The sequence below is a fragment of the Collinsella sp. BM28 genome, from assembly GCF_054551995.1.
Genome location: NZ_JBTOLJ010000001.1, coordinates 1,594,193 through 1,618,838, shown reverse-complemented (window position 1 = coordinate 1,618,838; position 24,646 = coordinate 1,594,193). Strand labels below are relative to the sequence as shown.

Annotated in this window: 22 protein-coding genes; 17 read left to right on the top strand and 5 right to left on the bottom strand. The window is 64.1% G+C overall.

The genetic code is table 11. The annotated features are described in order from the left end of the window. The first annotated feature begins 66 nt into the window (after positions 1–66). The 3 genes from ACX9NZ_RS07110 (at position 67) to ACX9NZ_RS07100 (ending at position 3,809) form a co-directional block, all read left to right on the top strand. On the top strand, positions 67–1,563 hold the full coding sequence (locus ACX9NZ_RS07110; RefSeq protein ID WP_294122646.1) for a sulfatase-like hydrolase/transferase: 1,497 nt from the start codon (positions 67–69) through the stop codon (positions 1,561–1,563). 82 nt (positions 1,564–1,645) lie between these two features. Continuing rightward, entirely contained in the window at positions 1,646–3,133 is a 1,488-nt protein-coding gene (locus tag ACX9NZ_RS07105) for an arylsulfatase (RefSeq protein WP_407496262.1), read from the top strand. Between the two features lie 70 nt (positions 3,134–3,203). Next, positions 3,204–3,809: a hypothetical protein gene (locus ACX9NZ_RS07100; RefSeq protein WP_294122652.1), complete on the top strand. Its 606-nt coding sequence runs from the start codon at positions 3,204–3,206 to the stop codon at positions 3,807–3,809. Between the two features lie 357 nt (positions 3,810–4,166). Here ACX9NZ_RS07100 and lacG read toward each other — a convergent pair whose 3' ends face one another. Both lacG and ACX9NZ_RS07090 read right to left on the bottom strand, forming a co-directional pair. After that, entirely contained in the window at positions 4,167–5,612 is a 1,446-nt protein-coding gene (lacG, locus tag ACX9NZ_RS07095; RefSeq protein ID WP_294122657.1) for a 6-phospho-beta-galactosidase, read from the bottom strand. A 33-nt stretch (positions 5,613–5,645) separates the two neighbouring features. Beyond that, positions 5,646–7,460 carry a PTS transporter subunit EIIC gene (locus ACX9NZ_RS07090; protein ID WP_407496263.1) on the bottom strand — a complete coding sequence of 605 codons (1,815 nt, stop codon included), beginning with the start codon at positions 7,458–7,460 and terminating at the stop codon, positions 5,646–5,648. Between the two features lie 286 nt (positions 7,461–7,746). Between ACX9NZ_RS07090 and ACX9NZ_RS07085 the strand changes: the two genes are divergently transcribed. After that, a complete protein-coding gene (locus ACX9NZ_RS07085) occupies positions 7,747–8,796 on the top strand; it encodes a LacI family DNA-binding transcriptional regulator (RefSeq protein WP_407496264.1) in 1,050 nt (349 codons plus the stop codon). On the opposite strand, the gene ACX9NZ_RS07080 is transcribed toward ACX9NZ_RS07085, so the two are convergent. Further along, positions 8,793–9,131 (bottom strand): PTS lactose/cellobiose transporter subunit IIA, encoded by a 339-nt coding sequence (locus ACX9NZ_RS07080; protein ID WP_294122663.1) that lies wholly within the window; start codon positions 9,129–9,131, stop codon positions 8,793–8,795. The genes ACX9NZ_RS07085 and ACX9NZ_RS07080 overlap by 4 nt on opposite strands. A gap of 303 nt (positions 9,132–9,434) precedes the next feature. Between ACX9NZ_RS07080 and lacA the strand changes: the two genes are divergently transcribed. The 4 genes from lacA to ACX9NZ_RS07060 all read left to right on the top strand — a co-directional run bounded on the left by lacA (position 9,435) and on the right by ACX9NZ_RS07060 (position 12,590). After that, entirely contained in the window at positions 9,435–9,863 is a 429-nt protein-coding gene (lacA, locus tag ACX9NZ_RS07075) for a galactose-6-phosphate isomerase subunit LacA (protein ID WP_294122666.1), read from the top strand. 12 nt (positions 9,864–9,875) lie between these two features. Then, positions 9,876–10,403, top strand: coding sequence for a galactose-6-phosphate isomerase subunit LacB (lacB, locus tag ACX9NZ_RS07070; protein ID WP_152063600.1), 528 nt, complete (start codon positions 9,876–9,878; stop codon positions 10,401–10,403). A 239-nt stretch (positions 10,404–10,642) separates the two neighbouring features. Beyond that, on the top strand, positions 10,643–11,527 hold the full coding sequence (locus ACX9NZ_RS07065; RefSeq protein ID WP_407496265.1) for an aldose 1-epimerase family protein: 885 nt from the start codon (positions 10,643–10,645) through the stop codon (positions 11,525–11,527). A 127-nt stretch (positions 11,528–11,654) separates the two neighbouring features. Then, on the top strand, positions 11,655–12,590 hold the full coding sequence (locus tag ACX9NZ_RS07060; protein WP_118652583.1) for a hexose kinase: 936 nt from the start codon (positions 11,655–11,657) through the stop codon (positions 12,588–12,590). Between the two features lie 320 nt (positions 12,591–12,910). Here ACX9NZ_RS07060 and ACX9NZ_RS07055 read toward each other — a convergent pair whose 3' ends face one another. Continuing rightward, positions 12,911–13,717 (bottom strand): DeoR/GlpR family DNA-binding transcription regulator, encoded by an 807-nt coding sequence (locus ACX9NZ_RS07055; RefSeq protein ID WP_407496266.1) that lies wholly within the window; start codon positions 13,715–13,717, stop codon positions 12,911–12,913. A 335-nt stretch (positions 13,718–14,052) separates the two neighbouring features. On the opposite strand from ACX9NZ_RS07055, the gene ACX9NZ_RS07050 reads away from it, so the two are divergent. Further along, on the top strand, positions 14,053–14,901 hold the full coding sequence (locus ACX9NZ_RS07050; RefSeq protein WP_294122037.1) for a class II fructose-bisphosphate aldolase: 849 nt from the start codon (positions 14,053–14,055) through the stop codon (positions 14,899–14,901). A 109-nt stretch (positions 14,902–15,010) separates the two neighbouring features. On the opposite strand, the gene ACX9NZ_RS07045 is transcribed toward ACX9NZ_RS07050, so the two are convergent. Then, the gene (locus tag ACX9NZ_RS07045; RefSeq protein ID WP_294159638.1) at positions 15,011–15,481 is read right to left on the bottom strand and encodes an ROK family protein; all 471 of its coding nucleotides are present in this window, start codon (positions 15,479–15,481) and stop codon (positions 15,011–15,013) included. A gap of 778 nt (positions 15,482–16,259) precedes the next feature. Here ACX9NZ_RS07045 and ACX9NZ_RS07040 point away from each other — a divergent pair. From ACX9NZ_RS07040 to ACX9NZ_RS07005, 8 genes are all read left to right on the top strand, one after another. Then, on the top strand, positions 16,260–17,546 hold the full coding sequence (locus tag ACX9NZ_RS07040; protein ID WP_294159639.1) for an aminotransferase class I/II-fold pyridoxal phosphate-dependent enzyme: 1,287 nt from the start codon (positions 16,260–16,262) through the stop codon (positions 17,544–17,546). Further along, a complete protein-coding gene (locus tag ACX9NZ_RS07035) occupies positions 17,547–18,422 on the top strand; it encodes a hypothetical protein (RefSeq protein WP_294122035.1) in 876 nt (291 codons plus the stop codon). 39 nt (positions 18,423–18,461) lie between these two features. Next, on the top strand, positions 18,462–18,776 hold the full coding sequence (locus ACX9NZ_RS07030) for an STAS domain-containing protein (RefSeq protein ID WP_118652597.1): 315 nt from the start codon (positions 18,462–18,464) through the stop codon (positions 18,774–18,776). A 126-nt stretch (positions 18,777–18,902) separates the two neighbouring features. Continuing rightward, positions 18,903–19,472, top strand: a complete 570-nt coding sequence (locus ACX9NZ_RS07025) for a Sec-independent protein translocase subunit TatA/TatB (RefSeq protein WP_118652599.1) — start codon at positions 18,903–18,905, stop codon at positions 19,470–19,472. After that, a complete protein-coding gene (gene tatC / locus ACX9NZ_RS07020) occupies positions 19,472–20,266 on the top strand; it encodes a twin-arginine translocase subunit TatC (protein ID WP_302741296.1) in 795 nt (264 codons plus the stop codon). Before ACX9NZ_RS07025 ends, tatC begins: the two co-directional genes overlap by 1 nt. Before the next feature lie 20 nt (positions 20,267–20,286). Next, positions 20,287–20,658, top strand: a complete 372-nt coding sequence (gene hypA / locus ACX9NZ_RS07015; protein ID WP_294122033.1) for a hydrogenase maturation nickel metallochaperone HypA — start codon at positions 20,287–20,289, stop codon at positions 20,656–20,658. Positions 20,659–20,723: 65 nt separating this feature from the next. Then, entirely contained in the window at positions 20,724–21,410 is a 687-nt protein-coding gene (hypB, locus tag ACX9NZ_RS07010) for a hydrogenase nickel incorporation protein HypB (RefSeq protein WP_294122032.1), read from the top strand. Between the two features lie 235 nt (positions 21,411–21,645). Further along, positions 21,646–24,207, top strand: a complete 2,562-nt coding sequence (locus ACX9NZ_RS07005; RefSeq protein ID WP_407496268.1) for a DNA topoisomerase I — start codon at positions 21,646–21,648, stop codon at positions 24,205–24,207. Positions 24,208–24,646 lie beyond the last annotated feature (439 nt).

Below are 24,646 nucleotides of genomic sequence, written 5' to 3'. Positions count from 1 at the left end.
TGATATGGCGCGCGACCCTCATCTTGGGCGCGCGCCATTTTCGAGAATACCCGTGAAAGGATCCCGATGAGAACCGTCCTTGTCCTGATGGACACCCTTCGGCGTGACGTCCTGTCGTGCTACAACCCCGCGACCGACGTGAAGACGCCCAATCTGGATGCCTTCGCCGCGCGTTCCTGCGTGTTCGACAACCACTGGATCGGGTCTGCGCCCTGCATGCCCGCCCGCCGCGACATCCTCACCGGCCGCTACAACTTCCTCGAGCGTCCCTGGGGTCCCATCGAGCCCTTCGACGTGACGCTGCCGGCCTGCTTGCGCGCGCAGGGCAACTTCTGTCACATCACCACCGACCACTGCCACTACCTGCGCACCGGTGGCGAGGGCTATCTCCAGGAGTTCAACACCTGGGATTACTACCGCGGCCAGGAGGGCGACCCGTGGGTGAGTCGCATCGACGAGCCCGACAACATGCCCGAGACTTTCTACGGCCGCGTGCGCGAGCAGTACCAGAAGAACCGCGGGCTGTGGCCGAACGAGGAGGACATGCCGAGCCCCAAGACCTTCCAGTCCGCCTGCGACTGGGTCGAGGGGAACAAGGGCAAGGATGACTTCTTCCTCATGGTCGAGGCCTTCGACCCCCACGAGCCCTTCGACGTGCCCGACGAGTACATGGAGATGTACGGCGGCAAGGGGGACCTCGACCGCGATTACTTCGAGACCCCGCAGTACAAGCGCGTCTCCGATACTGACCTCAATGACGGCGCCGTCGACTACATCCAGCGCCGCTACAAGGCCCTCGTGACGATGACCGACCGCTGGTTCGGCAAGCTCATCGACAAGCTCGAGGAGTGCGGCATGCTCGAGGACACCATGGTCATGGTCACGACCGACCACGGCTACTTCCTCGGCGAGCGCGACTACATGGGCAAGAACTACATGCACCTGTACAACGAGCTCGCGCACCTGCCGTTCATCGTCCACTTCCCGGGCGACGCCCGCGCCGGTGAGCACGCGCATCAGCTCACACAGGCCATCGACATCATGCCCACGGTGCTCGAGGCCCATGGCTGCGAGATCCCCGCCGACGTCCGCGGCGTCTCGCTCATGCCCCTCGTGACCGATGCCGAGGCTCCCACCCGCGATTACGCGCTGTACGGCGTGCACGCCATGACCGTCAACGTTACGGACGGCCGCTATACGTACTTCCGCGCCCCCGTGCCGAGCAACGAGCCGTGTTTCGAGTACGCGGCGCTGCCGCACACCATCCGCAAGAAGATGGGCTCCGACTGTCCCGAGGAGATCGAGTGCGGGCGCTATTTCGCCCGTACGCGCTACCCGCTCTTCAAGATCCCGTGCAGGAAGCCTGCGCAGATCGAGAGCGCGACGCCCCTCGCGGAGGTCGCCGAGACCATGCTGTTCGACCTCGAGGACGACTACGGCCAGAAAAAGAACCTGGCAGGTGCGGGCGACGAGCGCGAACAGCGCATGATCGAGCTGCTGCTGCGCGGCCTTGAGGAGCACGAGTCCCCGGCGGAGCAGAAGGTCCGGCTCGGCCTGGCGTAGCCGTTTGGCCTACTATGAAATGAAACGCATGCGCCCGAAACGACCTTCGTTTTGGGCGCTTCGGTCAAGAGAGGAAGCCCTCATGGCACACAAGGAGCAGCGGCCCAACGTGTTGCTCATCATGTGCGATCAGATGCGCGGCGATTGCCTGGGCATCGACGGACACCCGGACGTGAAGACGCCGTACCTCGACACGCTCGCCGCCCATGGCATGCTGTTCGAGAACGCGTACTCGGCGTGCCCCAGCTGCATCCCGGCGCGCGCCACGCTGCTCACGGGCAAGACGCCGGCCGGCACCGGCCGCGTGGGATACCGCGACGGCGTCGACTGGGAGTACGACCACATGATGGCGGAGGAGATGCGCGACGGCGGGTACCAGACCGCGGTCGTGGGAAAGATGCACGTTCATCCGCCTCGTCTGGGCTGCGGCTTCGAACACATGCGCCTGCACGACGGTTACATCGGCCATTACCGCAAGGCGAACCTGCCGTATTGGATGCACCAGAACGTCTCCGACGACTACATGCGATTCCTCAAGAACGAGCTGGGCGAATTCGCCGACGTCAACGGGACCGGAGTCGAGAACAACTCCTGGATCACGCATCCCTGGGTGTATGAGGGGCGCCTCCATCCCACCAACTGGGTGGTCGACGAGTCCATCCGCTTTCTCGAGACGCGCGACCGCACGCGCCCGTTCTTCCTCATGACGAGCTTTGTGCGGCCCCATCCGCCGTTCGATGCGCCCCAGGCGTATTTCGACCTGTACCGCGACGCCGACTTGCGCGAGCCCGCGGTCGGTGATTGGGATGACGTCGAGGCGACCGAGCGCGACGGCATGATCTACGACAGCATCCACGGGTGCCGCGACGCCGAGCTCCGCCGTCAGGCGCTCGCCGGCTACTACGCGTGCATCACGCACATGGACCACCAGATTGGCAGGCTCCTGACCGCCCTCGAGAACGACGAGACCTACAACGACACGGTGATCGTGTTCTGCTCCGACCACGGCGACATGCTGTTCGACCACGGCCTGTTCCGCAAGGTTCTGCCCTATGAGGGCTCGGCGCGCATCCCGTTCATCGTGCACGTTGGCAAGAATATCGAGATGGCGGGCGGCGGCCGCGCGACCGGCAAGAGCGAGAGCCTCGTCGAGCTCATGGACCTCATGCCCACCCTGCTCGACCTGTGCGGCCTGGAGATCCCCGAGGGCGTCGAGGGCTCCTCGCTGGTGGGCGAGCTCTCCGGCGCATCGGCGCTCGACAGGGCCTACGTGCACGGAGAGCATGCCCGCGATGCCGAGCAGTCCAACCAGTGGATCGTGACGCCCCACGACAAGTACCTCTGGTTCACCCAGACGGGCGTCGAGCAGTATTTCGACCTGGATGCCGACCCGCGCGAGACGCGCAACCTCATCGACGACCCCGCATGCGCCGAGCGCATCGCGGAGCTCCGTGCCGCACTCGTGTCCGAGTTGGAGGGCCGCGAGGAGGGCTACGTCGAAGATGGTAAGCTTGTCGTGGGCCGCAAGCCCGTATTCGTGCTCGAGCACCCGCGCGGTGCGCATCGATAGATAAGAATTCCCGTCAGGGGACGAGTCGCCCCGCCCCACGGTTGTCCGGGGCGGGGCGTTGGGGGACATCATGGACATGAAGACGATCGGCATCATCGTTCTGATCGCGGCCTTCGCCGCGCTCATCTACGTGGAGGTGCAGAAGCGGACCACGTTCGCGAAGCTCGAGCATTACATGGCCGAGCAGGATTTCGACAACTACCTTGCCGTGCTCGACCGTCCCGTGATGAACATCCTGTACCCGGAGTACAACCGCCTGTTCATGCGCCTCAACGCCTGCCTGGCGATGGGGGACGACGAGGCGACCGCCCGCGTGCTCGACCAGATGCTGCCGCTTCGCATGAACAAGCAGCAGCAGCTGGCGCTCGCCATCAAGGCGTTCAGCTTCTACGTCGAGGTCGAGGACAAGGAGAAGGCCCGGCGCATGCTCACCATCCTCGAGGCGAACGGCGGCGACGATGTGGCACGCGCCAGCCGCGAGACCTTCGAGATCTTCCTGTGCGGCTCGTCGGCCTACATCGAGGAGATGGAGCGCGCGGTGAAGGACGCCCCGAAGGTCGAGCAGGCGCGTCTGTACCAGCTTCTCGCGCTCCAATATGAGAACCGCGGCGAGCAGGGCCGCGCGAAGGACTATTACGCGCGTGCGGAGAAGGCGCTCGAGGCGGCGCTCAAGTAGCAGGCTAGCCGTCGCAGGTGGCCTGTTCCGACTTCCGTCAGTCCGCAGTCTGTCCGCTTGCGGTCTCCGCAATGTGAGGAACCATAGGTTTGAAATCAACGCTTCGTTTCAAACCTATGGTTCCTCACATAAAAGGGCTTGATAATGTGATTTATCATGGGTTTGAAACGGGAGACGTCGTTTCAAACCCATGCTTTTTCACATTGGTGATGCGCCATGGCGTATCGTGGCGCGGGGATGCTCCATCCAATCGGTTTTGGTCGCGGTTTCACGCCGACTGGGGCGCTTGGCCCGGTGCCGCGCTCGGCCTCCTGCTGCATTGCCGACGACGGTTTGGGTGGATACTGAGCTGTCGCTTTACGCCAAGCGTCCGGTCTCGGCGACACGTTTGAACCAGTACGCGCTCGCCTTGGGCGTGCGCCGCTGCGTCTCGAAGTCGACGTGGAAGAACCCGTAGCGCTTGTTGTACCCGTTGGTCCAGGAGAACTGATCCTGCAGGCTCCACATGAAGTAACCGGTGACGTTCACGCCGCACTCGACGGCCTTGAGGGCCCAGCGCAGATGGTCCTCGACGTACTCGATGCGCTCGGCGTCGTCCACCGTGCCGTCGACGAGCTCGTCCTTGCGCCCCATGCCGTTCTCGGTGATGAGGAGCTCCTTGTAGTTGGGATAGCGGAGCGCGATGTCCATCATGAGGTCGAAGAGCCCCTTGGGGTAGATGATCCAGTCCCAATCCGTGGTGGGGATGCCGGGGCGCAGCGCGCGCTCGCCCACGCCGGCGACGCGCCAGCGGCCGGTGCCCTTGTCACCTGTGCCGTTGTGGTGCAAGTCGCTTTCGCCGTCATAGGCCTTGAGGAAGCGGCTCTGGTAGTAGTTGATACCGAGGCAGTCGTTGAGTCGGGCGGCCTCGCGCATGATGGCGAGGTCACTCTCGGGAAACGTCACGGAGCCGCCGGACGCGGCGCAGAGGCGCTCGATGATCGCCATGGTCCCGGGCGCGTAGTCGCCCCGGAAGGTCGCGTCGAGCAGCAGGCGGTTCTGCAGCACGTCGTCGTTGGCGGCGGCGGCGATGTCGGCCGCATCGTTCGGATCGTACGGGTACTTGTATTCGAGCGCGTGGATGACGCCGATGGAGCCCCGGTGCCCCCCGCGCTTGAAGGCGAGCACGGCGCGGGCGTGCGCGAGCATCGTGTTGTGCTGCGCCTGCAGGCACTCGTGGAGGCAGACCCGCTTGCCCAGGGGCCATGTCCCTTCCACGTACCGGTTGATCGTGGCGGCGGCGATCTCGTTGAAGGTGAACCAGTGCGTCACCTCGTCGCCGTATTCATCGAAACAGAAGCGGGCGTACGCCTCGAACGCATCGATCGTCTCGGGGTTGAGGAAATCTCCGTTCGTGTACAGGGCGGCGGGGGAATCGAAGTGGTGGAGCGTCACGTAGGGCTCGACGCCGTGCGCATGGCAGCTGGCGAAGAGGTCGTGGTAGAACGCGACGCCCTCGGGGTTGGGCTCGCCCGTGCCGCCCTCGGGGAAGATGCGGCTCCAGGCGATCGATACGCGTATACCGTTCATGCCGAAGCGCTCGGAAAGCTCGAGGTCGTCATCGTAGCGGTTGTAGAAGTCACAGGCCGGTTCGGGGGAGAAGCGCCCCTGCTCGGCGAGGTAGTCGTCCCATGCAACCTTGCCCTTCCCGTGGCTTCGGCAGGCGCCCTCCACCTGGTATGCGGCGGTCGCCCCTCCAAAGACGAAGTCGGCGGGGAAACGCCCCTGTGCTGCGAGCTCCTGGGCGGGAATCTGATCGTTCATGGATGTCCTCCAGTCGGGTGGTTGGGTTTGGTGCTACAGGTCGAGCTGTTCGGCGACGAAGGCGAGCGACGCCTCGCCGTCGCGGGTGAGGTCGATGTACTGCTTGCCGCGGGTGACGCAGCAGGCGACGCCCATGCGCTCGGCATCGGCCTTGAGGTCATCGAAGTACGACGCCGCCTGGGGGGCGAGGATCACGAGGTCGAAGTCGGGCATGATGTCAATATGGCTGCCGTAGGCGTCCGCCGCGGTCTCGAGTTCGATGCCGTGGTCGCGCGCGGCGCGGGCGAGCGCGTTGGCGAGGAGCCCCGAGGTACCGCCTCCCTGGCAGAGCACGAGGACGCGGCGCCCGTTCAGGCCGGCGAACCGGTCATCGCGCCCCTCCTCGGCCTCCGCTGCGGGCTTCTCGCCGCGGGCGCGGCGCTTCTCGGCCGCCATGGACGCCGCGGCCTCGGCGACGGCACCGCTGGCGACGCTTGCGTTGTCGACCTTGCCCTGGAACGCGTCGGTCATGGCTGCCTGCTTCCTCGCTGCGCGCTTGGCGAGCTCCGCCTCCTCGACCTCCGCCTCCTCGGCGCACTTCTGGCTGTCGTAGACCTTGAAGAAGGGGTAGTAGATGACGAAGTCGAGCGCGAGCAGGACGGGTATGAGCAGGAACGCGAGCGGTTGGAGGCCGAGGCCCATGGCGATTCCCAGGGGTGCGGGCGTAGTCCAGGGCAGGCTGAACATGAAGCCGTTCATGCCGAGCACGTCGATGAAGAACTTTGTGGTCCAGATGTTGGCGATGGGGGCGACGATGAAGGGCACGAAGAAGATGGGGTTGAGTACGAGCGGCGCGCCGAACAGGAAGGGCTCGTTGACCCCGAAGCAGACGGGCACGGCGGAGGCGCGGCCGACAGCGCGCATCTCCCTGGACTTCGCGAGGAACGCGAACATGAAGCAGATGACGAGCGTCGCGCCCGTGCCGCCCATGGCGACGACGAAGTCCTGGACGGGCTTGGTGAGGACGGCTGTCGCGTGCTCGCCCGCCTGGTACATGGCCATGTTGAGCTCGAGGTTCGAGACGAGGGCGACCGAGATCGCCGGCTCGACGATGGAGGGGCCGTGAACGCCCACGAACCAGAACAGGGACATGGCGCCGTAGATGAGGGCGAGGCCGAGGTAGCCGTCGGCGGCGGTGAACAGGGGCTGGAACACCTGGATGACGCCCTGTGCGAAGCAGAAGCCGAAGACGCTGCGGAAGGCGAAGTCGAACGCCCAGAACAGCGCGAGGCAGGCGGAGAAGGGAAGGATGTCCTTGAAGGTCTGCGAGATGTTGGGCGGCACCTGCTCGGGCATCTTGATGGTGATGTCGCGGCTCACGAAGAACTTGTAGACGATGCCCGTGGTGAACGCCGCGATGAAGGCGGTGAGCAGACCCTTGGACCCGAGGAAGCCGTTCGCGAGCCCTGATATCGTCACCCCGTCCCGCGTGAGGGAGATGGCGTCGCTCGAGAGCAGCAGGAAGCCGATGACCGAGGCGATCATGACGGAGATGAAGTTGATCTGGTTGCCCTTGGGCAGGTCGCGGTTCTGGGCGTCGCAGAAGTGCTTGGCTGTGGTCGCCGCGGCGCAGAGGGCGACGATGCCCATCGAGTAGTTGTAGGCCTTCATCAGGACGTCGTTGACCTCGGTGGGCCAGTAGAATCCCCAGACGTTGGGGACGGCGGCGACGAGCAGGAAGATGCTCGACACGATGATAATCGGCATGATGGAGATGAAGCCGTCGCGGATCGCCTTGAGGTACTTGTTGCGCGCGATGGCGTTGAAGAAGGGTTTGCCCCTCTCGATGAGCGTGATGAGCTTGTCCATTGATCCTCCATACGAGGGTTGCACGTGACGGGCGGTATCTCGTGCGGCGATGCGGGCCCGGTTGTCTCGCCGCAATGAGCACGTGCCCATACTGACAATGAGCACGTTAACATACCGCGAAGGGAGGGGGCGAATCGACCGTTTCTAAGCCCGTGGACGGTCGATTCCGCTCGGCGAGCGGCCATTTTGGGTGATTTTAGGCGCGACGTGGCGGTTGGCCGCGGCGCGGGGATGATGGTACAGTGGGCGCAATGCAGCAAATGTACGCCGAGAGGGGTCCACAGGAGTGAGTGAGCCGGTAACAAGCAGCGACGGCGCCGCCGCGACGGGTGCGCGCAGCGGTCGCGCGGTCTCCATGGCAGATGTCGCCCGGCTCGCCGGGGTGTCCCGCCAGACGGTCTCGCGCGTGGTCAACGGCCAGTCGTGCGTCGTCGAGGAGACGCGCAAGCGGGTCATGGACGCCATGGACGAGCTCGGCTTCTACCCGAGTTTCGCCGGAAGGTCCCTGCGCGGGGGCAAGTACGGGTGCATCGGCCTGTGCATGTTCGACATCACCCGCGCCGGCAACGTCGCCACACTCGACGGCATCGTCTCCGCGGCGCGCGACTGCAAGTACGCCGTGACGCTCGTCGAGTTCGATGAGGGCGGGCCGGTGCGCCTGCGCGACGTCGCGCGCCGCCTGGCGGAGCTGCCCGTCGACGGCATGGTCTTCAACACGAACAGGGCCGTGGAGGATTTCGAGGAATTCGAGCCCGTGCAGGGGCTGCCGACCATCATCATCTCGATGAAGGAGCATCCGCGCTGCACCACGATCGACTCCGATCAATACGGCTGCTCCACGATGGTCGTAGATTACCTCCGCGAGCGCGGGCATCGGCATATCAGGCATCTCGCGGGCCCCGCGGGTTCCATCACAGCGGACTTCCGCCTGCAGGGCTGGCGCGATGCGCTGGATACGGCGGGCCTGGAGGCGGTCGAGCCCCTGCGCGGCGATTGGACCGCGGACAGCGGCTACGAGCTCGGGGCGAAGCTCGCCCGGGACGAGGAGATGACGGCGCTGTACGTCGCGAACGACCAGATGGCGATGGGCGCCATGACGGCGCTGCGCATCCACGGCAGGCGCGTCCCGGAGGATGTGAGCGTGGTGGGTGTCGACGACTCCCTGCAGGGCATGGTGCCGCACAACACCCTCACCACGGTTCGATTCGACCTGCGCGAGCGGGGTCGCAGGACCTTCGATCAGTTCTTCGCGCAGGTGTCGGGGGAGGGGAGCGTCGACGCGATCCGCCTGCCCGGCGAGATCATCGAGCGCTCCACGGTCGCGAGGCGCGCTTAGGCGTGCCTCGCCTCGAGCGCGGCGAGGCGCTCATATGCATCGATGGTGAACGTCGCCTGCTTCTCGAGCATCATGGTGGTCATGAGCGTGTCCTGTGCGTGGACCATGATGAACGTGACGTCCATCTCGCCGCCGCCCGCCTCTTGGGAGAGCAGTCGGGTCTGCACGTCGTGAGCGTCGATGAGCGCCTGGTGCGCCGACGCCTGAAGCCGGCGCGCCTCCTCGATATCGCCCTCGCGGGCCTTTTCGCAGGCGGCGATCAGATCCGTCTGGGCATCGCCGGCGTACGCGACGATCTCGAATCCGATCATGGAGATTTCCTCTTTGGTTGCCATAGTCCCTCCATTCACAATGAGCACGTGCTCATTTTGGTGTAAAAAAATAAGAGCCAATACAACCGGGCGGAATAAACCGTACCATCTCAACAAAAGCAAACAAATCAACATTTTCCAGGACAGAGCGAGCGGTAGGAAAACGACGATAAACGGTATGAGCACGTGAGACATTGCCAGGTAAGACGGGATCTGCGTACGTTCGAAAACGTTCTTGCATGTTTGAAGATGTTTGCTTATGTTGATAACTGTGAACAAGGTCACAGGGCGCGCAAGGGCGTGCCAAAGATACAAAGGGAGGGCAACATGAGGGTTGTCATCGGTTCTGACGCGGCGGGCATGCCGCTCAAGGAACTCGTCAAGGAGACGCTGCTCGAGGACGGCCACGAGGTCGTGGACCTGTCCGAGACCCCGGCGGCCGATTTCGTGGATTCCGCCACCGCCGTCGCCGCCGACCTGCTGGCCAACGAGGGCTCGCAGGGCCTCTGCTTCGACGCGTACGGCGTGGGCAGCTACATGGCCGCCACCCGCGTGAAGGGCATGGTCGCCGCCAACATCTCCGATGAGCGCAGCGCCTACATGACGCGCGAGCACAACAACTCCCGCATCGTCTGCCTGGGATCCGCCGTGGTGGGCTCCGAGGTCGCCAAGAAGATCGCTCGCGAGTTCCTCAAGGCCGATTACGCCGCCGGTCGTCACCAGATCCGCGTCGACATGCTCAACAAGATGGCCTAAGGGGAACGAATCATGACCAAGAAGATCATCGCACTCGGCTGCGACCACATCGTCACCGATGAGAAGACCTACCTGCACGACCGCCTGGAGGAGGCCGGCTATGAGGTTCTCGACTGCGGCACCTACAGCCACACCCGCACGCACTACCCGATCTACGGCAAGGCCGTGGGCGAGGCCGTGGCCTCCGGCAAGGCCGATCTCGGCGTGGTCCTCTGCGGCACCGGCATCGGCATCACCAACTCTGTGAACAAGGTTCCCGGCGCCCGCTGCGCCCTGGTCCGCGACATGACGAGCGCCCTGTACGCCCGCCGCGAGCTCAACGCCAACGTGGTCGGCTTCGGCGGCAAGATCACCGGTGAGTTCCTCATGGCCGACATCATGCTCGCGTTCCTCGAGGCCGAGTACGAGCCGACCCCCGAGCGTGACGCCCTCGTGGCCAAGATCGACGCCGTGAACAAGGCCGACGCCGAGGCCCAGGCCGACCCGCATTTCTTCGACGAGTTCATCGAGAAGTGGGACCGCGGCGAGTATCACGACTAGCCGGTCCCCGCGAACGGCGGCGGGTGCCCCTCGCCCCGCCGTCGGCATCGAGGCTCCCATCGCCCGCGTCCCGTCAGGGGGCGCGGGCTTTGCTTTGGTTTGCTTTGCCCCGCCGCTTACCCGCATTCGGCGTCGAGGGCGAAGGCGGGCGGGGTCGCCGGCGCGGTACAATCGAGCTGCATGCATTTGCACGTATTTCTTTGTTTTCGCACGCTACGTCGTGCGGAGAGGAGAGGGCCATGGCCGACTTCGTATTGGATAACGGCACCCTGCGTGTGGGCTTTACCACCGCGGGTGGGTCGTTCACTTCCCTGTTCTCGCAGGGGCGTGAGTATCTGTGGCAGGGCGACCCCGCGGTGTGGAGCGGGCAGGCTCCCGTGTGCTTCCCCATCTGCGGCGGCCTGCGCGGCGACAGCGCGCAGACCCGCTCGGGCAAGCAGGTCAAGCTCGGTCGCCACGGTTTCGCCCGCAAGCAGGAGTGGGAGCTCGCGGGGCAGGGCGAGGGCCAGATCGCGTTCAAGCTCTCGAGTGCCGAGCGCCCCGAGCTGCTCGAGCAGTTCCCGTTCCCCTTCACCCTCACCGCCCGCTACGCGATCGACGGCGCCCGCCTCGACGTGAGCTACGAGGTGACCAACGAGGGCGATGAGGACATGCCGTTCTTCATCGGCGGCCACCCCGGGTTCGCCTGCCCGCTCGATGAGGGCGAGGCCTATTCCGATTACGAGCTGCGCTTCGATGCCGACGAGGCGGCTTCGCTGTGCACGGCGGTCCCCTCGACCGGTCTGATCGACGTGGAGAACCGCAGCGACAACCCCATGGTCGGCCGGACGCTCCCGCTCACCCACGAGCTCTTCGACTTCGCCGAGACCATCTTCGACGTTCTCGAGAGCCGCACGGTCGAGCTCGTCAAGAAGGGGGAGGAGAAGGGCCTGCGCGTGTCCTTCCCCGACTTCCCGTATCTCATCATCTGGAGCAAGCCCGAGGGCGATTTCGTCGCCATCGAGCCGTGGGGCGGCTTGTCCACCTGCTCCGATGAGGGCGACGTGTTCGAGGAGAAGCGAGGCTGCATCGTCGCCAAGCCGGGCGAGACCGTCACCCGCGCCTTCTCCATCGAGATCCTCTAGCGTTTGCGATGACGCGCTCGGGAGTGCCTACATGCAGGGTTCCCGGAGCGCGACAGCCGTCGCACCCGCCCGTTTTGCATCGTGTTGAACCGGGTCTTTCGACAAGGCCCCGAGAAAAGGAGTGAACATGATTCTGACCGTAACCATGAACCCCGCAATCGACACCGCGTATCAGCTCGACAAGCTGGTCATCGACGACGTCAACCGCGTCTCCCCCAAGAAGACCGCGGGCGGCAAGGGCCTGAACGTGAGCCGCGTCCTGTGCCAGCTCGGCGATGACGTCGTGGCGACCGGCCTGCTCGGTGGCCACATGGGCGCCTACATGGGCTCCCTCATGGATGCCGACGGCATCAAGCACGACTTCACGCCCATCGCCGGCGAGACCCGCATCTGCCTGAACATCCTGCATGAGGGCAATCAGACCGAGCTGCTCGAGAGCGGCCCCGAGATCTCGCCTGAGGAGCTCGCTGCCTTCTCCGCCAAGTTCGCCGAGCTCGTCGCCAAGGCCGACTGCGTGACCATCTCCGGCTCCCTGCCCAAGGGCGTCCCCGCGGACTTCTACGCCGGCATGGTCGCCCAGGCCGCCGAGCACGGCGTCCCGGTGCTGCTCGACACCTCCGGCGCCTCTCTCGACGCCGCCCTCGAGGCCGAGGTCAAGCCCACGCTCGTCAAGCCCAACCTCACCGAGATCAACGCGCTGCTCGGCACGTCGTACACGCCCGAGCAGGTGGCTGACCTGGCCGCCGCGCTCAAGGCCGACGCCCGCTTCGCCGGCATCCCGTGGGTCGTCGTGTCCATGGGCGCCGCGGGCTCCTTCGCCTTCCACGGCGACAAGATCTACCGCGCCGTCACCCCGCCGATCCCGGCCGTGAACGCCACCGGCTCCGGCGACTCCACCATTGCCGGCTTCGCGCACGCCATCGCCGCCGGCGCCGACGACGTGACCGTGCTCAAGACGGCCAACACCTGCGGCAAGCTGAACGCCATGGACCCGCAGACCGGCCACCTGGTCATCGAGCGCTGGGACGAAGTTTACAACGCCGTCGAGGTCACCGAGCTCTAGGCGGCTTCCCCAGGCACCGCACCTTCGCCCGAGTGCGATAGCTTGTGTACCTTCGTACACCGCGCCCTCGCCCTCGGGCGAATCTGCGGCGCCTGGGAAACCCGCGCGGCTTTGCGGGACCGATCTTGCCGTTCAATCGTCGGGCGCCGCACGCAAGGCGTGCGCCCTCTTCTTTCGCGGCAACCTCGGGCACTGTGGGAACCCGCTCCTGATTGGTGCCGGGTTGATTTGGTAGCACAACTCGACAAAACTTCACGAATTTCGGAAGTTTTATCGAGCTGTGCTACCACCTTTGCGTTTTATGCCGCCGCGGATCCCGACTATTGGTCGGCAATTAAAAGCTGAGGGCGCTTGGCGCCTTCGGGCAGAGCGCCGAGGGCGTCCGCAAGGGCGCCCTCTCCATCTTTGTCTATGACGATGTGGTCCACCGCATCGAGTGGGGCGAAGCAGTAGGTGCCGCGCGCATTGAGTTTGCTGGCGTCCATGAGGGCGACGCTGCGCGAGGCGACCCCCGTGGCCGCCGTCTTGATCTCTGCCATTTGCGGAAAGTCCGTCATGAACCCGCGGTTGGCCACGAACGCCCCTGGGCAGATGATGGAAAGATCGGCGTGCAGCGTGCCGAGGGCGGCCATGGTGAGTGGCCCGAAAAGGTAACGGTGCCCTTGGCGCAGCTCTCCGCCGAGCATGATGACCGTGACGCCGGGCAGGCTCTCGTCGATGAAGTCGGCGATGGTGATGTCCGCGGTTATGACCGTGACGCCGCTGCGGATGTCGAGCATGCGGACGAACTCGAGCGCGGTGGTTCCGGAGTCGACGAACACCGTGTCGCCGTCGTGCACCAGCCCTATTGCGGTGCGGGCGATGGCCTGCTTCGCCTCGACGTTGACGTTGATCCGCTGGTCCTGCACGGAAGCGGTCAGCCTCTTGTGAAGCGAGACGGCGCCGCCGTGGGTTCGGCGCAGCTTGCCCGCGCTGGCCAGGGCGTCGAGATCCGCGCGCGCGGTGACCGATGAGACGCCGAAGGTCTCGGCGATATCGGCGACCTGCACCGACGAGGTCCGCTCGAGCATGTCCATGATGGCGGCGCGCCGTTCCTCGGCGAAGGTGCGTGAGGCTGTGGCGGACATAGGTGCCCCCTTAGGGAATCGTGTACGAATTGTGCAGATTCCATTTTCTTATATTTTCTTTTAAAGAAGCAAAAGAAGTTTCCATCTCTTTCGTTTTGTCATGAACGCAAGTGGGGGAAGGGGTGCGGAGGCAATCTCACATCTCGCCATCAGGGACCGCGTGTTGTGTTTTCTTGCCAATACCCATCAACATCCCGTGCGGACAGAGCGATGCAGCGGGCACGTGCACGGTGCAGTTTCGTACAATAGGGGCATCAAGTACGTCGGCGATGGGGCCGGCGAATTGCCAAGCGGCGCGGGGGCCATCCCGCCCGTGGAGAAGGGAGCGATCGCTCATGCTCGTAACCACCAAGGAGATGCTGCTCGACGCGCAGAAGAACCACTACGCCGTCGGCGCCTTCAACGTCGAGAACCTCGAGTTCGTCATGGCCGTCCTGGCCGCCGCCGAGGAGACGAAGTCCCCCGTCATCATGCAGACCACGTCCGGCACCATCAAGAAGACCGGCCTCGATTACTTCTACGGCATGGTCAAGGCCGCCGCTGAGCGCGCCTCCGTGCCCGTGGCCCTGCACCTCGACCACGGCGATGGCTACGATCGCTGCATGAAGGCTCTCCGCACCGGCTACACCTCCGTCATGATCGACGGCTCCCACGAGTCCTTCGAGGACAACATCGCCCTCACCAAGCTCGTTGCCGACGCCGGTGCCGCCATGGGCGTTCCGGTCGAGGCCGAGCTCGGCAAGGTCGGCGGCAAGGAGGACGACGTCGAGGTCGAGGGCGAGTCCCCCTACACCGACCCGGTCGAGGCCAAGGAGTTCGTCGAGCGCACCGGCTGCACCTCCCTCGCCATCGGCGTGGGCACCGCGCACGGCGTCTACACCGAGGAGCCCCACATCGACCAGGACGTCGTCAAGGCCATCCGCGCCGCCGTCGACGTGCCGCTGGTCCTTCATGGCACCTCCGGCGTGCCGGACGAGCAGGTCGCCGAGGCCGTCAAGAACGGCATCTGCAAGGTGAACTACGCCACCGAGCTGCGCCAGGCCTACACCAAGGGCTACATGGCCTACATGGCTGAGAATCCCAACAACTTCGATCCCAAGAACCCGGGCAAGGCCGGTGCCGAGGAGATCACCAAGATCGTCAAGATCCGCATGGAGAACCTCGGTTCCGTGGGCCGCGCCTAATCAAACACGCGCATTCCGCGAATCAAATCGACATCCGCAGAGGGAGGGCGGCTTTCGGGCCGCCCTCTTTTGTCACGATTCGAGGTGTCTTTCACGGGTTGAAAGCCGGCTACCCCAGCAGCTTGCGGGCCTCCTGTACGGCGCCGTAGAGGTTGGCGTCGTTTCCGAGCGTCGTGCGGGTGACGCGGGGGAGGGGCATGGCGTCGAGCGGGCCCGTATACGCCCTGCGCTGCTCGACGAGCGCTTCCTCGATCGCCTCGATGAGAACGTCGTGGCAGCTGATGCCGCCGGCGATGGCGAACACATCGGGGTCGAGGACGCATTGCATGTAGGTGAGCGCGCCGCCGTGGTAGATGGTGCCGTCGGGGTCCTCTTCGAAGATAAGGCCCGGAGCGCTCACGCCTACTGCCGCGAATGCTCCGGCATGCGTCTGCGCGATGTCGCAGATTGCCCGGACGACCTCTTCGCTTGAGGAAAACGCGGTCGGCGTGTCTCCCCGGTCGATCATGTTGAAGTCATCGTCGACGAGCGCCCATTTCACGCTGGTCCCACCGATATCCACGCCAAGATACGCACCCATTGCCGTACCCCTTCAGATATGACGATATCCGAAATGTACACCAAAAGGGCCTCGATACCCGAGGCCCTTTTGGCGAGTCGCTGTATTGGTGGTGTTCTTAGGCTGTGTACTGCTGCATGGGTGCCATGTTGAGCGCAAAGAGCAAGTTGCGAAACGACTGTTCGAGATTCGCGGTCTGGTCACTCGAGCGCTTGAGGGCGGTGGGACCGAGGAGGCCCTTTCTCTGTGTCGGGGGGAAGGAGAAAAGACTTGCACATGTGTGCTGCGACCGGTGCGTCCGGGTCAGCTTGGCATCGTTGGAAGAATGCATGCTCGGACCTCCTCGTCATCCACCAAATACAGCACGCGGGGCATCGCTGCATCGCCCCGGGTGCTGTCCTCATTATTGCCAGCGAGCTTCTCCTTGTTGCCATAAGAAAGTCTTACGAGTCTTTGCCAGATTGATGAATGGCCAGCTCAGCGGAGAAAAATGAAATATAACGCACTGCATGGCGACTGGCCAGCCTTACGCACGCCTTAAGAAATCGACCGTTTACCATGGCGCTTCTGTGGCGGGTCTGTTGGGGAAGTGTGAAGGGGCGTTTGTCGATACATCTCCGCGGGCAGAGTCATGCTCGCAAAGGGGGTCGACTTCATTTTAAGCATCGTGTGGAGTGCGCCATACGGCTGGCAAACCACGTATACTGTTTCGAAGCAAAGCGGCGTGATTGCACATGGCCGCAGCGCAGGACGATTCCTGCGGCTCCCGCACCCTTACGCCTCCAAGAAAGGGGCCGACATGCAGACGAAGTACCAAAAGATGAGCGATGCCGAACTGGCCGATGCCCTTGTGGATCTCAAGGCCCAGGTCGCCGAGGTCAAGGCACGCGGGCTTAAGCTCGACATGGCGCGCGGCAAACCGTCGCCCGCGCAGGTGGACATCTCCCGCCCCATGCTCGACCTCCTGAGCTCCACGGCGGACCTCACCGACGAGGGCGTCGACTGCTCCAATTACGGCTGTTTCGAGGGCATCCCGTCTGCGCGCAAGCTCGCCGGCGAGTTTTTGGGCGTTCCCGCCGAGCAGACCATCGTCCTCGGCTCCTCCAGCCTCAACATCATGCAGGACGTCATCGTCCATTATTGGGAGAAGGGCGTGCCCGGTCACACCCCGTGGCACAAGCTCGAGGGCGTGAAGTGGCTGTGCCCCGCGCCCGGTTACGACCGTCACTTCGGCCTCACCGAGGACCTCGGCATCGAGAACATCCCGGTCCGTATGACCGAGACCGGCCCCGACATGGACGAGGTCGAGCGCCTCGTCGCTTCGGATCCCTCCATCAAGGGCATGTTCTGCGTCCCCAAGTATTCCAACCCCACGGGTGTGACCTACTCCGATGAGACGGTCCGCCGTCTCGCCACCATGGAGTGTGCCGCCCCCGACTTCCGCATCGTGTGGGACGACGCCTACGCCGTGCATGATTTTGCCGAGGAGCCCGAGAAGCTCGCGAACATCTTCGACTTCGCACGCGAGGCGGGCAACGAGGATCGCATTCTCGCCGTCGCATCCACGTCCAAGATCACGTTCCCCGGCGCGGGCATCGCGTTTTTCGGCTCCTCGCCCTCGAACGTCGCGGAGGTCGCCAGCACCCTCAAGGTCGGCCTGATCTCCGCCAACAAGCTCAACCAGCTCATGCACGTGCGCTTTTTGCCCACGCTCGACGCCGTGCGCGAGCACATGGCCAAGCACGCGGAGTTCCTGCGTCCACGCTTTGAGTGCGTTGAGCGCAAGCTCGAGGAGGGGCTAGCGGGTACTGGTTGCGCCACGTGGACTCACCCCAACGGCGGGTACTTCGTGAGCTTCGACGGCCCCGAGGGCTCCGCCAAGCGCGTGGGTGCCCTTTGCAAGGAGCTGGGCGTCACCATGACGCCGGCGGGCGCCACTTGGCCCTATGGCAAGGACCCGCTCGACACGAACATCCGCATTGCGCCGAGCTATCCGAGCGTCGATGAGCTCTCCGCCGCGCTCGACGTGTTGGTACTCGCGGTCAAGCTGGTGAGTGCCGAGTTGGCGAGCGAGGAGCGCGCCTAGATGAGCGAGTCCTTTGACGAGTTTTTCGATGACGAGCAGGAGCTGATGGATGCAGGGGAGACGCTCGAGGGCGCGAACGCTGCATCTGCCGGAGAGCCTGCTGAAGAGTCTGGCCGGGACGGCGGATCCGAGCAGGCCTCCGAGCCCGAGCATGAGCCGAGAACGGAAGCCGGCTCCAATCGCAAGGCCGCTTCGGCATCTGCTGTCCCCACCCGACAGGCTCCTCCGTTTTGGATGGTCTTGGCCATTGCGGGCATCTCGCTTGTCTTGGGCGTGGTGATCGGCTATCTGATCGGCACCTCGGCGACCATAGCGGAGCTGAGCGCGAATGCCGGGCAGTCCGTGAGTGCTTCCGATGACGCGAGCGATGAGGCGTCGCTGTCGATGCCCGAGGGGCATCCCGAGGTCGACGTCGACGAGGAGGGTAACGCCACAGTTGTCGACGGTTCGAGCGCGACAGGTGAGACGGACACCCTCTCTCGCGCCAACACGTACTTCGACATGGGCATGGCCGCTATGGAAGATGCCCAGGACGAATCTGCGCAGCAGCAGGCGGCGGATCTGTTTGCCCAGGCAGTTGAGCTCTACGATGAGTACCTCGAGACGACTGACTCTCCGTCCGCCGAGGTCGATCGCGCGATTTGCGTGTTCTACACGGGCGACCACGATGCCGCCATCGCGGATTTGGAAGACCTGGTGGAGCGTGACGACTCCTTCGCTCCGGCATGGGCGAACCTCGGCATGTTCTACGAATCGCACGGGGATACCGCCAAGGCCAAGAAAGCGTATCGTGCCGCAATCGACGCTGCGGAGCAGGATGATACGTATGGCGTCAAGGATTATGCCCAGCAGCGTCTCGACGCGTTGAACGAATAGCGGCGGTGCCCTGGTGCCGCGCGCGATGAAAGGTGATATATGGAACTCATGATTACCACCAACCCGAGCCCTGAGCGCTACGTGGTCTCCGTGGCAGGCGAGATAGACATTTCGAATGCCGACAAGCTCCGCAATGCCATCGACCTGGCTCTGGAGCAGCCTACCGATCGCGTCGAGCTCGATTTCTCCCAGGTCGCGTACATTGATTCGACCGGCATCGGCGTGCTGGTGGGTGCTGCCCACCATGCGTCCGAGCGTGGTCGCGCCTTTGCCATCACGGGAGCCCAGCCCAATGTCGTGCGCGTTGTGCAGTTGCTCGGCGTAGACAAGGACATCGACATCAGCGCTGTGTAAGCGATTGAACGGACCTTGCGTTCTGCAAGGTCCGTTCATCGTGCGGGGGTATACTTAAAAAATTGCCGACACTCGCCGGCGCGCGGTTTGGCGCGTCGGCCATTCGACTGCCCTGGGAGGTATCCCGTGTTAGGAATCGGCTCAACCGAGTTCGTGATCATTCTGGTCTTCGGCTTTTTGCTGTTTGGACCCGATAAATTGCCGCAGATGGGTCACACCATCGGCCGTGCGCTGCGTCAGTTCCGCGAAACGCAGGAGAAGCTGACCGCCGTCGTGCAGACCGAGGTGGTCGACCCCATGGCTGCCGCGGCTAAAAAGCCGATGACGTCCGATGCCGCAGCCTCCTCGCATGACGACGAAGACGCCGATGCGCCCGCCTCCGCCACCGAGCCCGCACGCAAGGAGACTTTCGCCGAGCGTCGCGCTCGTTTGGCTGCGGAGCGCGCGGAGCAGGAGGCTGCCAAAGCGGCAGCCGAAGAGAATGCCGACGCAACTTCTGACGATACCACTTCTGCCTCTGCCTCCGTCGAGGAGCCCCAGGCCGAGACCAAGGAGGAGACGGTCGAGGAGTCCGCGCCGTTGACTACCGAGGACCTCTACGCCCGCCGTCCCCGCAAGCGCAAGGCTGCCGAGGCGACTGAGGCGGCGGACGATTCCGCCACATCCGCCGACGCTTCGAAGGGAGGTGAGCAGTAATGCCCATCGGACCCGCGCGCATGCCGCTCATGGATCATCTTGGTGAGCTTCGCCGTCGTCTCACCATCGTTGTGGCGTCGGTTGTCGCCGCCACGGTATTTATGTACTTCGCCGCACCCACGCTCGTGGATATCCTCAAGGATCCCATCAACGGGTCCCTACAGCCCGGCGAGCAGCTCTCCGTCATGACGTCGCTCGGTGGCTTCTCCATCAAGTTCAACATTGCCGTCAAGGTCGCGCTCGCCATGTGCACGCCCATGATCGTCTGGCAGATCCTTGCGTTCTTCCTTCCAGCCCTGCGTCCCAACGAGCGCAAGTGGGTCGTGCCTACCGTGCTCGTGGCAACGGCCCTGTTCTTTGCCGGCGTGGTGTTTTGCTACCTCTTCATCGCCCCGGCTGCCTTTGAATGGCTGCTTCAGGAGACGCGCTCGATCGGCGCCGCCATGCCGCAGCTTGAGGATTTCATCAACACCGAGCTGCTGCTCATGATCGGCTTCGGCGTATCGTTCGAGCTTCCGCTCATTGTGTTCTACCTCGCGGTATTCCATATCGTGCCGTACGCCAGCTTCCGTGGGGCCTGGCGCTATGTCTATGTGATCATGCTCGTGGTCTCGGCGTCCATCACGCCCGACGCATCGCCCGTGACGCTGATCTTCATGTACGCGGTCATGCTGTCGCTTTACGAGGTCGCCCTGCTCGTGACCCGTTTTGTTGTGGTCGCGCGCGATGGCAAGGCAGGCCTTACCGAGAGCCGCCTGGGCCTGTTCGGCGACGATGAGGACGACGAGGAGTAGCGCACGCGCGCCCATGGAACATGCATGAGATCGGCATCGTCAATGGCATACTCAAGACAGTGATCGACACGGCGCGCGAGGCAGGTGCTTCGCGCGTCGTTTCCGTTAAACTGCGCATCGGTGACATGTGCGAGGTCGTTCCCGAGTCGCTCGATTTTGCCTGGGAGGTCTTTCGGGAGGATGACCCGCTCACAGGTGAATCTGAGCTCGAGGTGGAGGATGTCCATCCCCGCAGCCGCTGCCTCGCGTGCGGTCATGAGTTTGACCACGACCGGTTCCACCTGCGCTGCCCTGCATGTGGGAGCCCGCAGACGCGCCTGTTGCAGGGACGGGAGCTCGACATCGTGTCAATGGAAGTCGAAACCGACGACGATTTCCAATTGGGGACGTAGTCGTTTTGGAAATCGTTTGGGAAAAACGGGGATAGAGTCGGAGCGAAAACAGGGAAGGGGACTTCATGGCGGAGAAAACGATCGATATTGCACAGCCGGTGCTTTCGCGCAACGAGCGCATCGCTGATCGCTTGAGAACGCGTTTCTCGGAGTCGGGGGTGTTTGTGGTGAACGTCCTTTCGAGTCCCGGATCTGGCAAGACCACGACCATCTTGGCCTCCAGTGAGCGACTGCGCGCTGCGGGTCTTACCTGTGCCGTTATCGAGGGTGACATTGCGTCCGACGTAGATGCCTTAGCGTGCAAAGATGCCGGCATGCCGGCCATCCAGATCAACACCGGCGGTCTTTGCCACCTTGAGGGCAACATGATCGAGCAGGCGGTCGACGCGTTCGATACAAGCGTGGGCCTGCAGGATATCGACGTGATCTTTATCGAGAACGTGGGCAATCTGGTATGTCCCGTCGACTTTGACCTAGGTGAAAACCTGTCGGTTATGATCCTCTCGGTTCCCGAAGGCGATGACAAGCCGCTCAAGTACCCGGGCATTTTCCAGCATGCTGGAGCCCTGCTGCTCAACAAGGTCGATGTGGCGGCTGCCTTCGACTTCGATCTTGCCGAATACAATCACGTTCTCGATGATTTGAACCCCACCGCCCCCCGTTTTGAGGTGAGCGCTCGACATGGACAGGGCATGGACGCCTGGTGTGACTGGCTGCTGGCTCAAATCGCGAACAAAGCGTCGCGCGCTTAAAAGCACCAGCTAGGACTCTCGGAATCACCCGTGCCCGTCCATATCCAACCTCGCTTGTCCTTACCGGCCCGCGTTCTTCTGCGCGCCCGCCCGCAGCTGCCCGCGCTGAAGAGCCTTCAACGTGAGCTTTTCGCGCTGCGGTCAGAACTCGTGTACACTGACCCCACACCATATATAGATACTTCCGGACGCCCTTTGGGCATGCCGGTTCGCGCACACCAAAAAGGAGCCCGACGTGAAACTCGTCGTTGCAGAGAAGAACATCGCCGCGCAAAAGATCGCGCAGCTGCTGTCCGATGCCGGCGCGCCCAAGGCCGATAAGGTCTACAACACGCAGGTCTACCGCTTCAAGGTCGCGGGTGAGGACTGGGTTTCGATGGGTCTGGCGGGACATATCTTGGCGCCCGATTTCCCCGAGGAGATCCTCTTCGACAAACAGATGGGCTGGTACGGCGTCTCGCCCGATGGCGAGGTCCTGCCGGCGGAGGTGCCCGACGGCCTGGCCCGCCCGCCCTACGATACCAAGCGCAAGCCTTTCCTACCCAACGGCATCTCCATCAAGGGCTGGAAGGTCGAGAGCCTTCCGTACCTCACGTGGGCGCCCATTGTGAAGCTTCCCGCGGAGAAGGAGATCATCCGCGTTCTCAAAAATCTCGCCAAGAAGGCCGACGAGGTCATCATCGCCACGGACTTCGACCGCGAGGGAGAGCTCATCGGCTCCGACGCCCTCAACATGGTGCGCGAGGTCGCACCCGAGCTGCCCGCCCGCCGCGCGCGCTATTCGGCGCTCATCAAGGGCGAGGTGACCGAGGCCTTCGCGAACCTCGTCGAGCTCGACCAGGATCTGGCCGACGCCGGTGAGTCCCGCCAGTACATCGATCTCATCTGGGGCGCGGTTCTCACCCGTTACCTCACGCTCGCCAAGTTCGGCGGCTTTGGCAACGTGCGCTCCGCCGGTCGTGTGCAAACTCCCACGCTTGCCCTGGTAGTCGAGCGCGAGCGCGAGCGTATGGCGTTCGTGCCCGAGGACTATTGGCAGATCCGCGGTGCGGCAGAGGCCCACGGGCAAGAGTTCAAGATCGCCCACACCACGGCACGCTTTACGGACAAAGCGGCGGCGGAGGCTGCGTTCGCGCACGTCGACGGCGCTACGACGGGTACTGTCGTCGCCGTGGCCAAGCGCAGCCGCAAGCAGCAGCCTCCGGTGCCGTTCAACACCACGGCGTTGCAGGCCGCGGCAGCGGCGGAGGGCATCAGCCCCGCCCGTACCATGCGCATCGCCGAGTCCCTCTACATGAGTGGCTTCATCTCCTACCCCCGCGTGGACAACACGGTGTATCCCAAGACGCTCGACATCGAGGGGATCGTGAAGGGTCTCGCGTCCGGCACGCCGGCGCTTGCGCCCGTGTGCAAGAAGGTTCTCGCCGGGCCTCTCACGCCTACGCGCGGCAAAGTCGAGACTACCGACCACCCGCCTATCCACCCCACGGGCCAGGGCGATCCCACCACGCTCGACGGCGGTCAGCTCAAGCTCTACAACCTCATCGCCCGGCGCTTCCTGGCGACCCTCATGGGCCCTGCGACCATCGAGAACACCAAGCTGTCCATCGATGTCGCAGGCGAGCCCTTCGCCGCGAGCGGTGACGTGCTCGTCAAGGCGGGCTTCCGCGAGGCCTACCCCTACGGACTCAAGCGCGACGAGCAGCTCCCCGTGCTAGCCGAGGGCGACGTCATCGACGTGCGCGACATCAAGCTCGAGGCCAAGCAGACCGAGCCGCCTGCGCGCTACAGCCAAGGCAAGCTCGTCCAGGAGATGGAGAAGCGCGGACTCGGTACCAAGTCCACGCGCGCGAGCATCATCGAGCGCCTGTATACCGTGCGCTATCTCAAGAACGACCCCATCGAGCCCAGCCAGCTCGGCATCGCCATCATCGACGCGCTCTCTGAGTTCGCCCCGCGCGTGACCACGCCCGACATGACCGCGGAGCTCGACGCCGACATGACCAAGGTCGCCGAGGGTAAGGACGCGCAGGACCACGTGGTGGACCACTCCCGCGCCCTGCTCGCCGGCATGCTGGATGCGCTCATTGAGCACAAGGACGATCTGGGCGAAGCGATCTCCGACGCTGTCACCGCCGATGCCCGTGTGGGCGCCTGCCCCAAGTGCGGCAAGGACCTCGTCATGAAGACGAGCGCCAAGACGCGCGGCAGCTTCATCGGCTGCATGGGCTGGCCCGACTGCGACGTGACCTACCCGGTGCCCTCCGGTGTGAAGGTGAGCCCGCTCGAGGGCGAGGCCGCCGTGTGCCCCGAGTGCGGTGCCCCGCGCATCAAGTGCCAGCCGTTCCGACAGAAGGCGTACGAGCAGTGCGTGAACCCCAAGTGCCCCACCAACTTCGAGCCCGACCTCAAGGTGGGGGAGTGCTCCGTGTGCGCCGAGGCCGGCCGTCACGGCGACCTGATCGCCCACAAGAGCGAGAAGAGCGGCAAGCGCTTCATCCGCTGCGCAAACTATGAGGAGTGCGGCGTGAGCTACCCGCTGCCAGCACGCGGCAAGCTCTCTGCCACCGGCGAGGTCTGCGAGCACTGCGGCGCCCCCGTGGTGGTGGTCGAGACCGCGCGCGGCCCGTGGCGCATCTGCGTGAACATGGACTGCCCCGGCAAGGAGAAGAAGCCCGCCCGCGGTAAGGCGGGGGCGAAGAAGCCGGCGGCGAAACCAGGCACCAAGAAGCCCGCCGCGAAAAAGGGAGCTGCTGTCAAGAAACCCGTCGCGAAGAAGACAACGAAGAAGGCGTAACCTTCAGAACGCCTCAAAACCTCAAATCGCTCTCTATCCCGGGCGGCATAAGCCGCCCGGGACTTTTGTCCCGGGTCACCCTAATCGCCATGCTCATGGTGCTCATAAAGCGGTTCATATGCGACGGTGGACTCCACCTCGCCGTGTACAGGCCCGTTCCCACCGCGACGCAATTCTCGTCCGAGACGGTGGCGCGCTATCAGCGCATCTCGTGGACGATGAGTTTCGGCGCAACCTCATCGAGGTGCAGGTACCCGCTCGAAGCGCCCGCACCGATAAAATGGCTAAATAATACCGTTTTGTATCGCAGGGGCAGTTGGCGGCGCTCATTTCGGCCCAAATGCGCCCTGTTACGGGGCGCGTCGCGCCGCGTGAGCGGCGCGCGGGTCTCCCTCGCTCACCTGAGCTGCGCTTTTGTTTCCCTGGGATTCCCACGCTC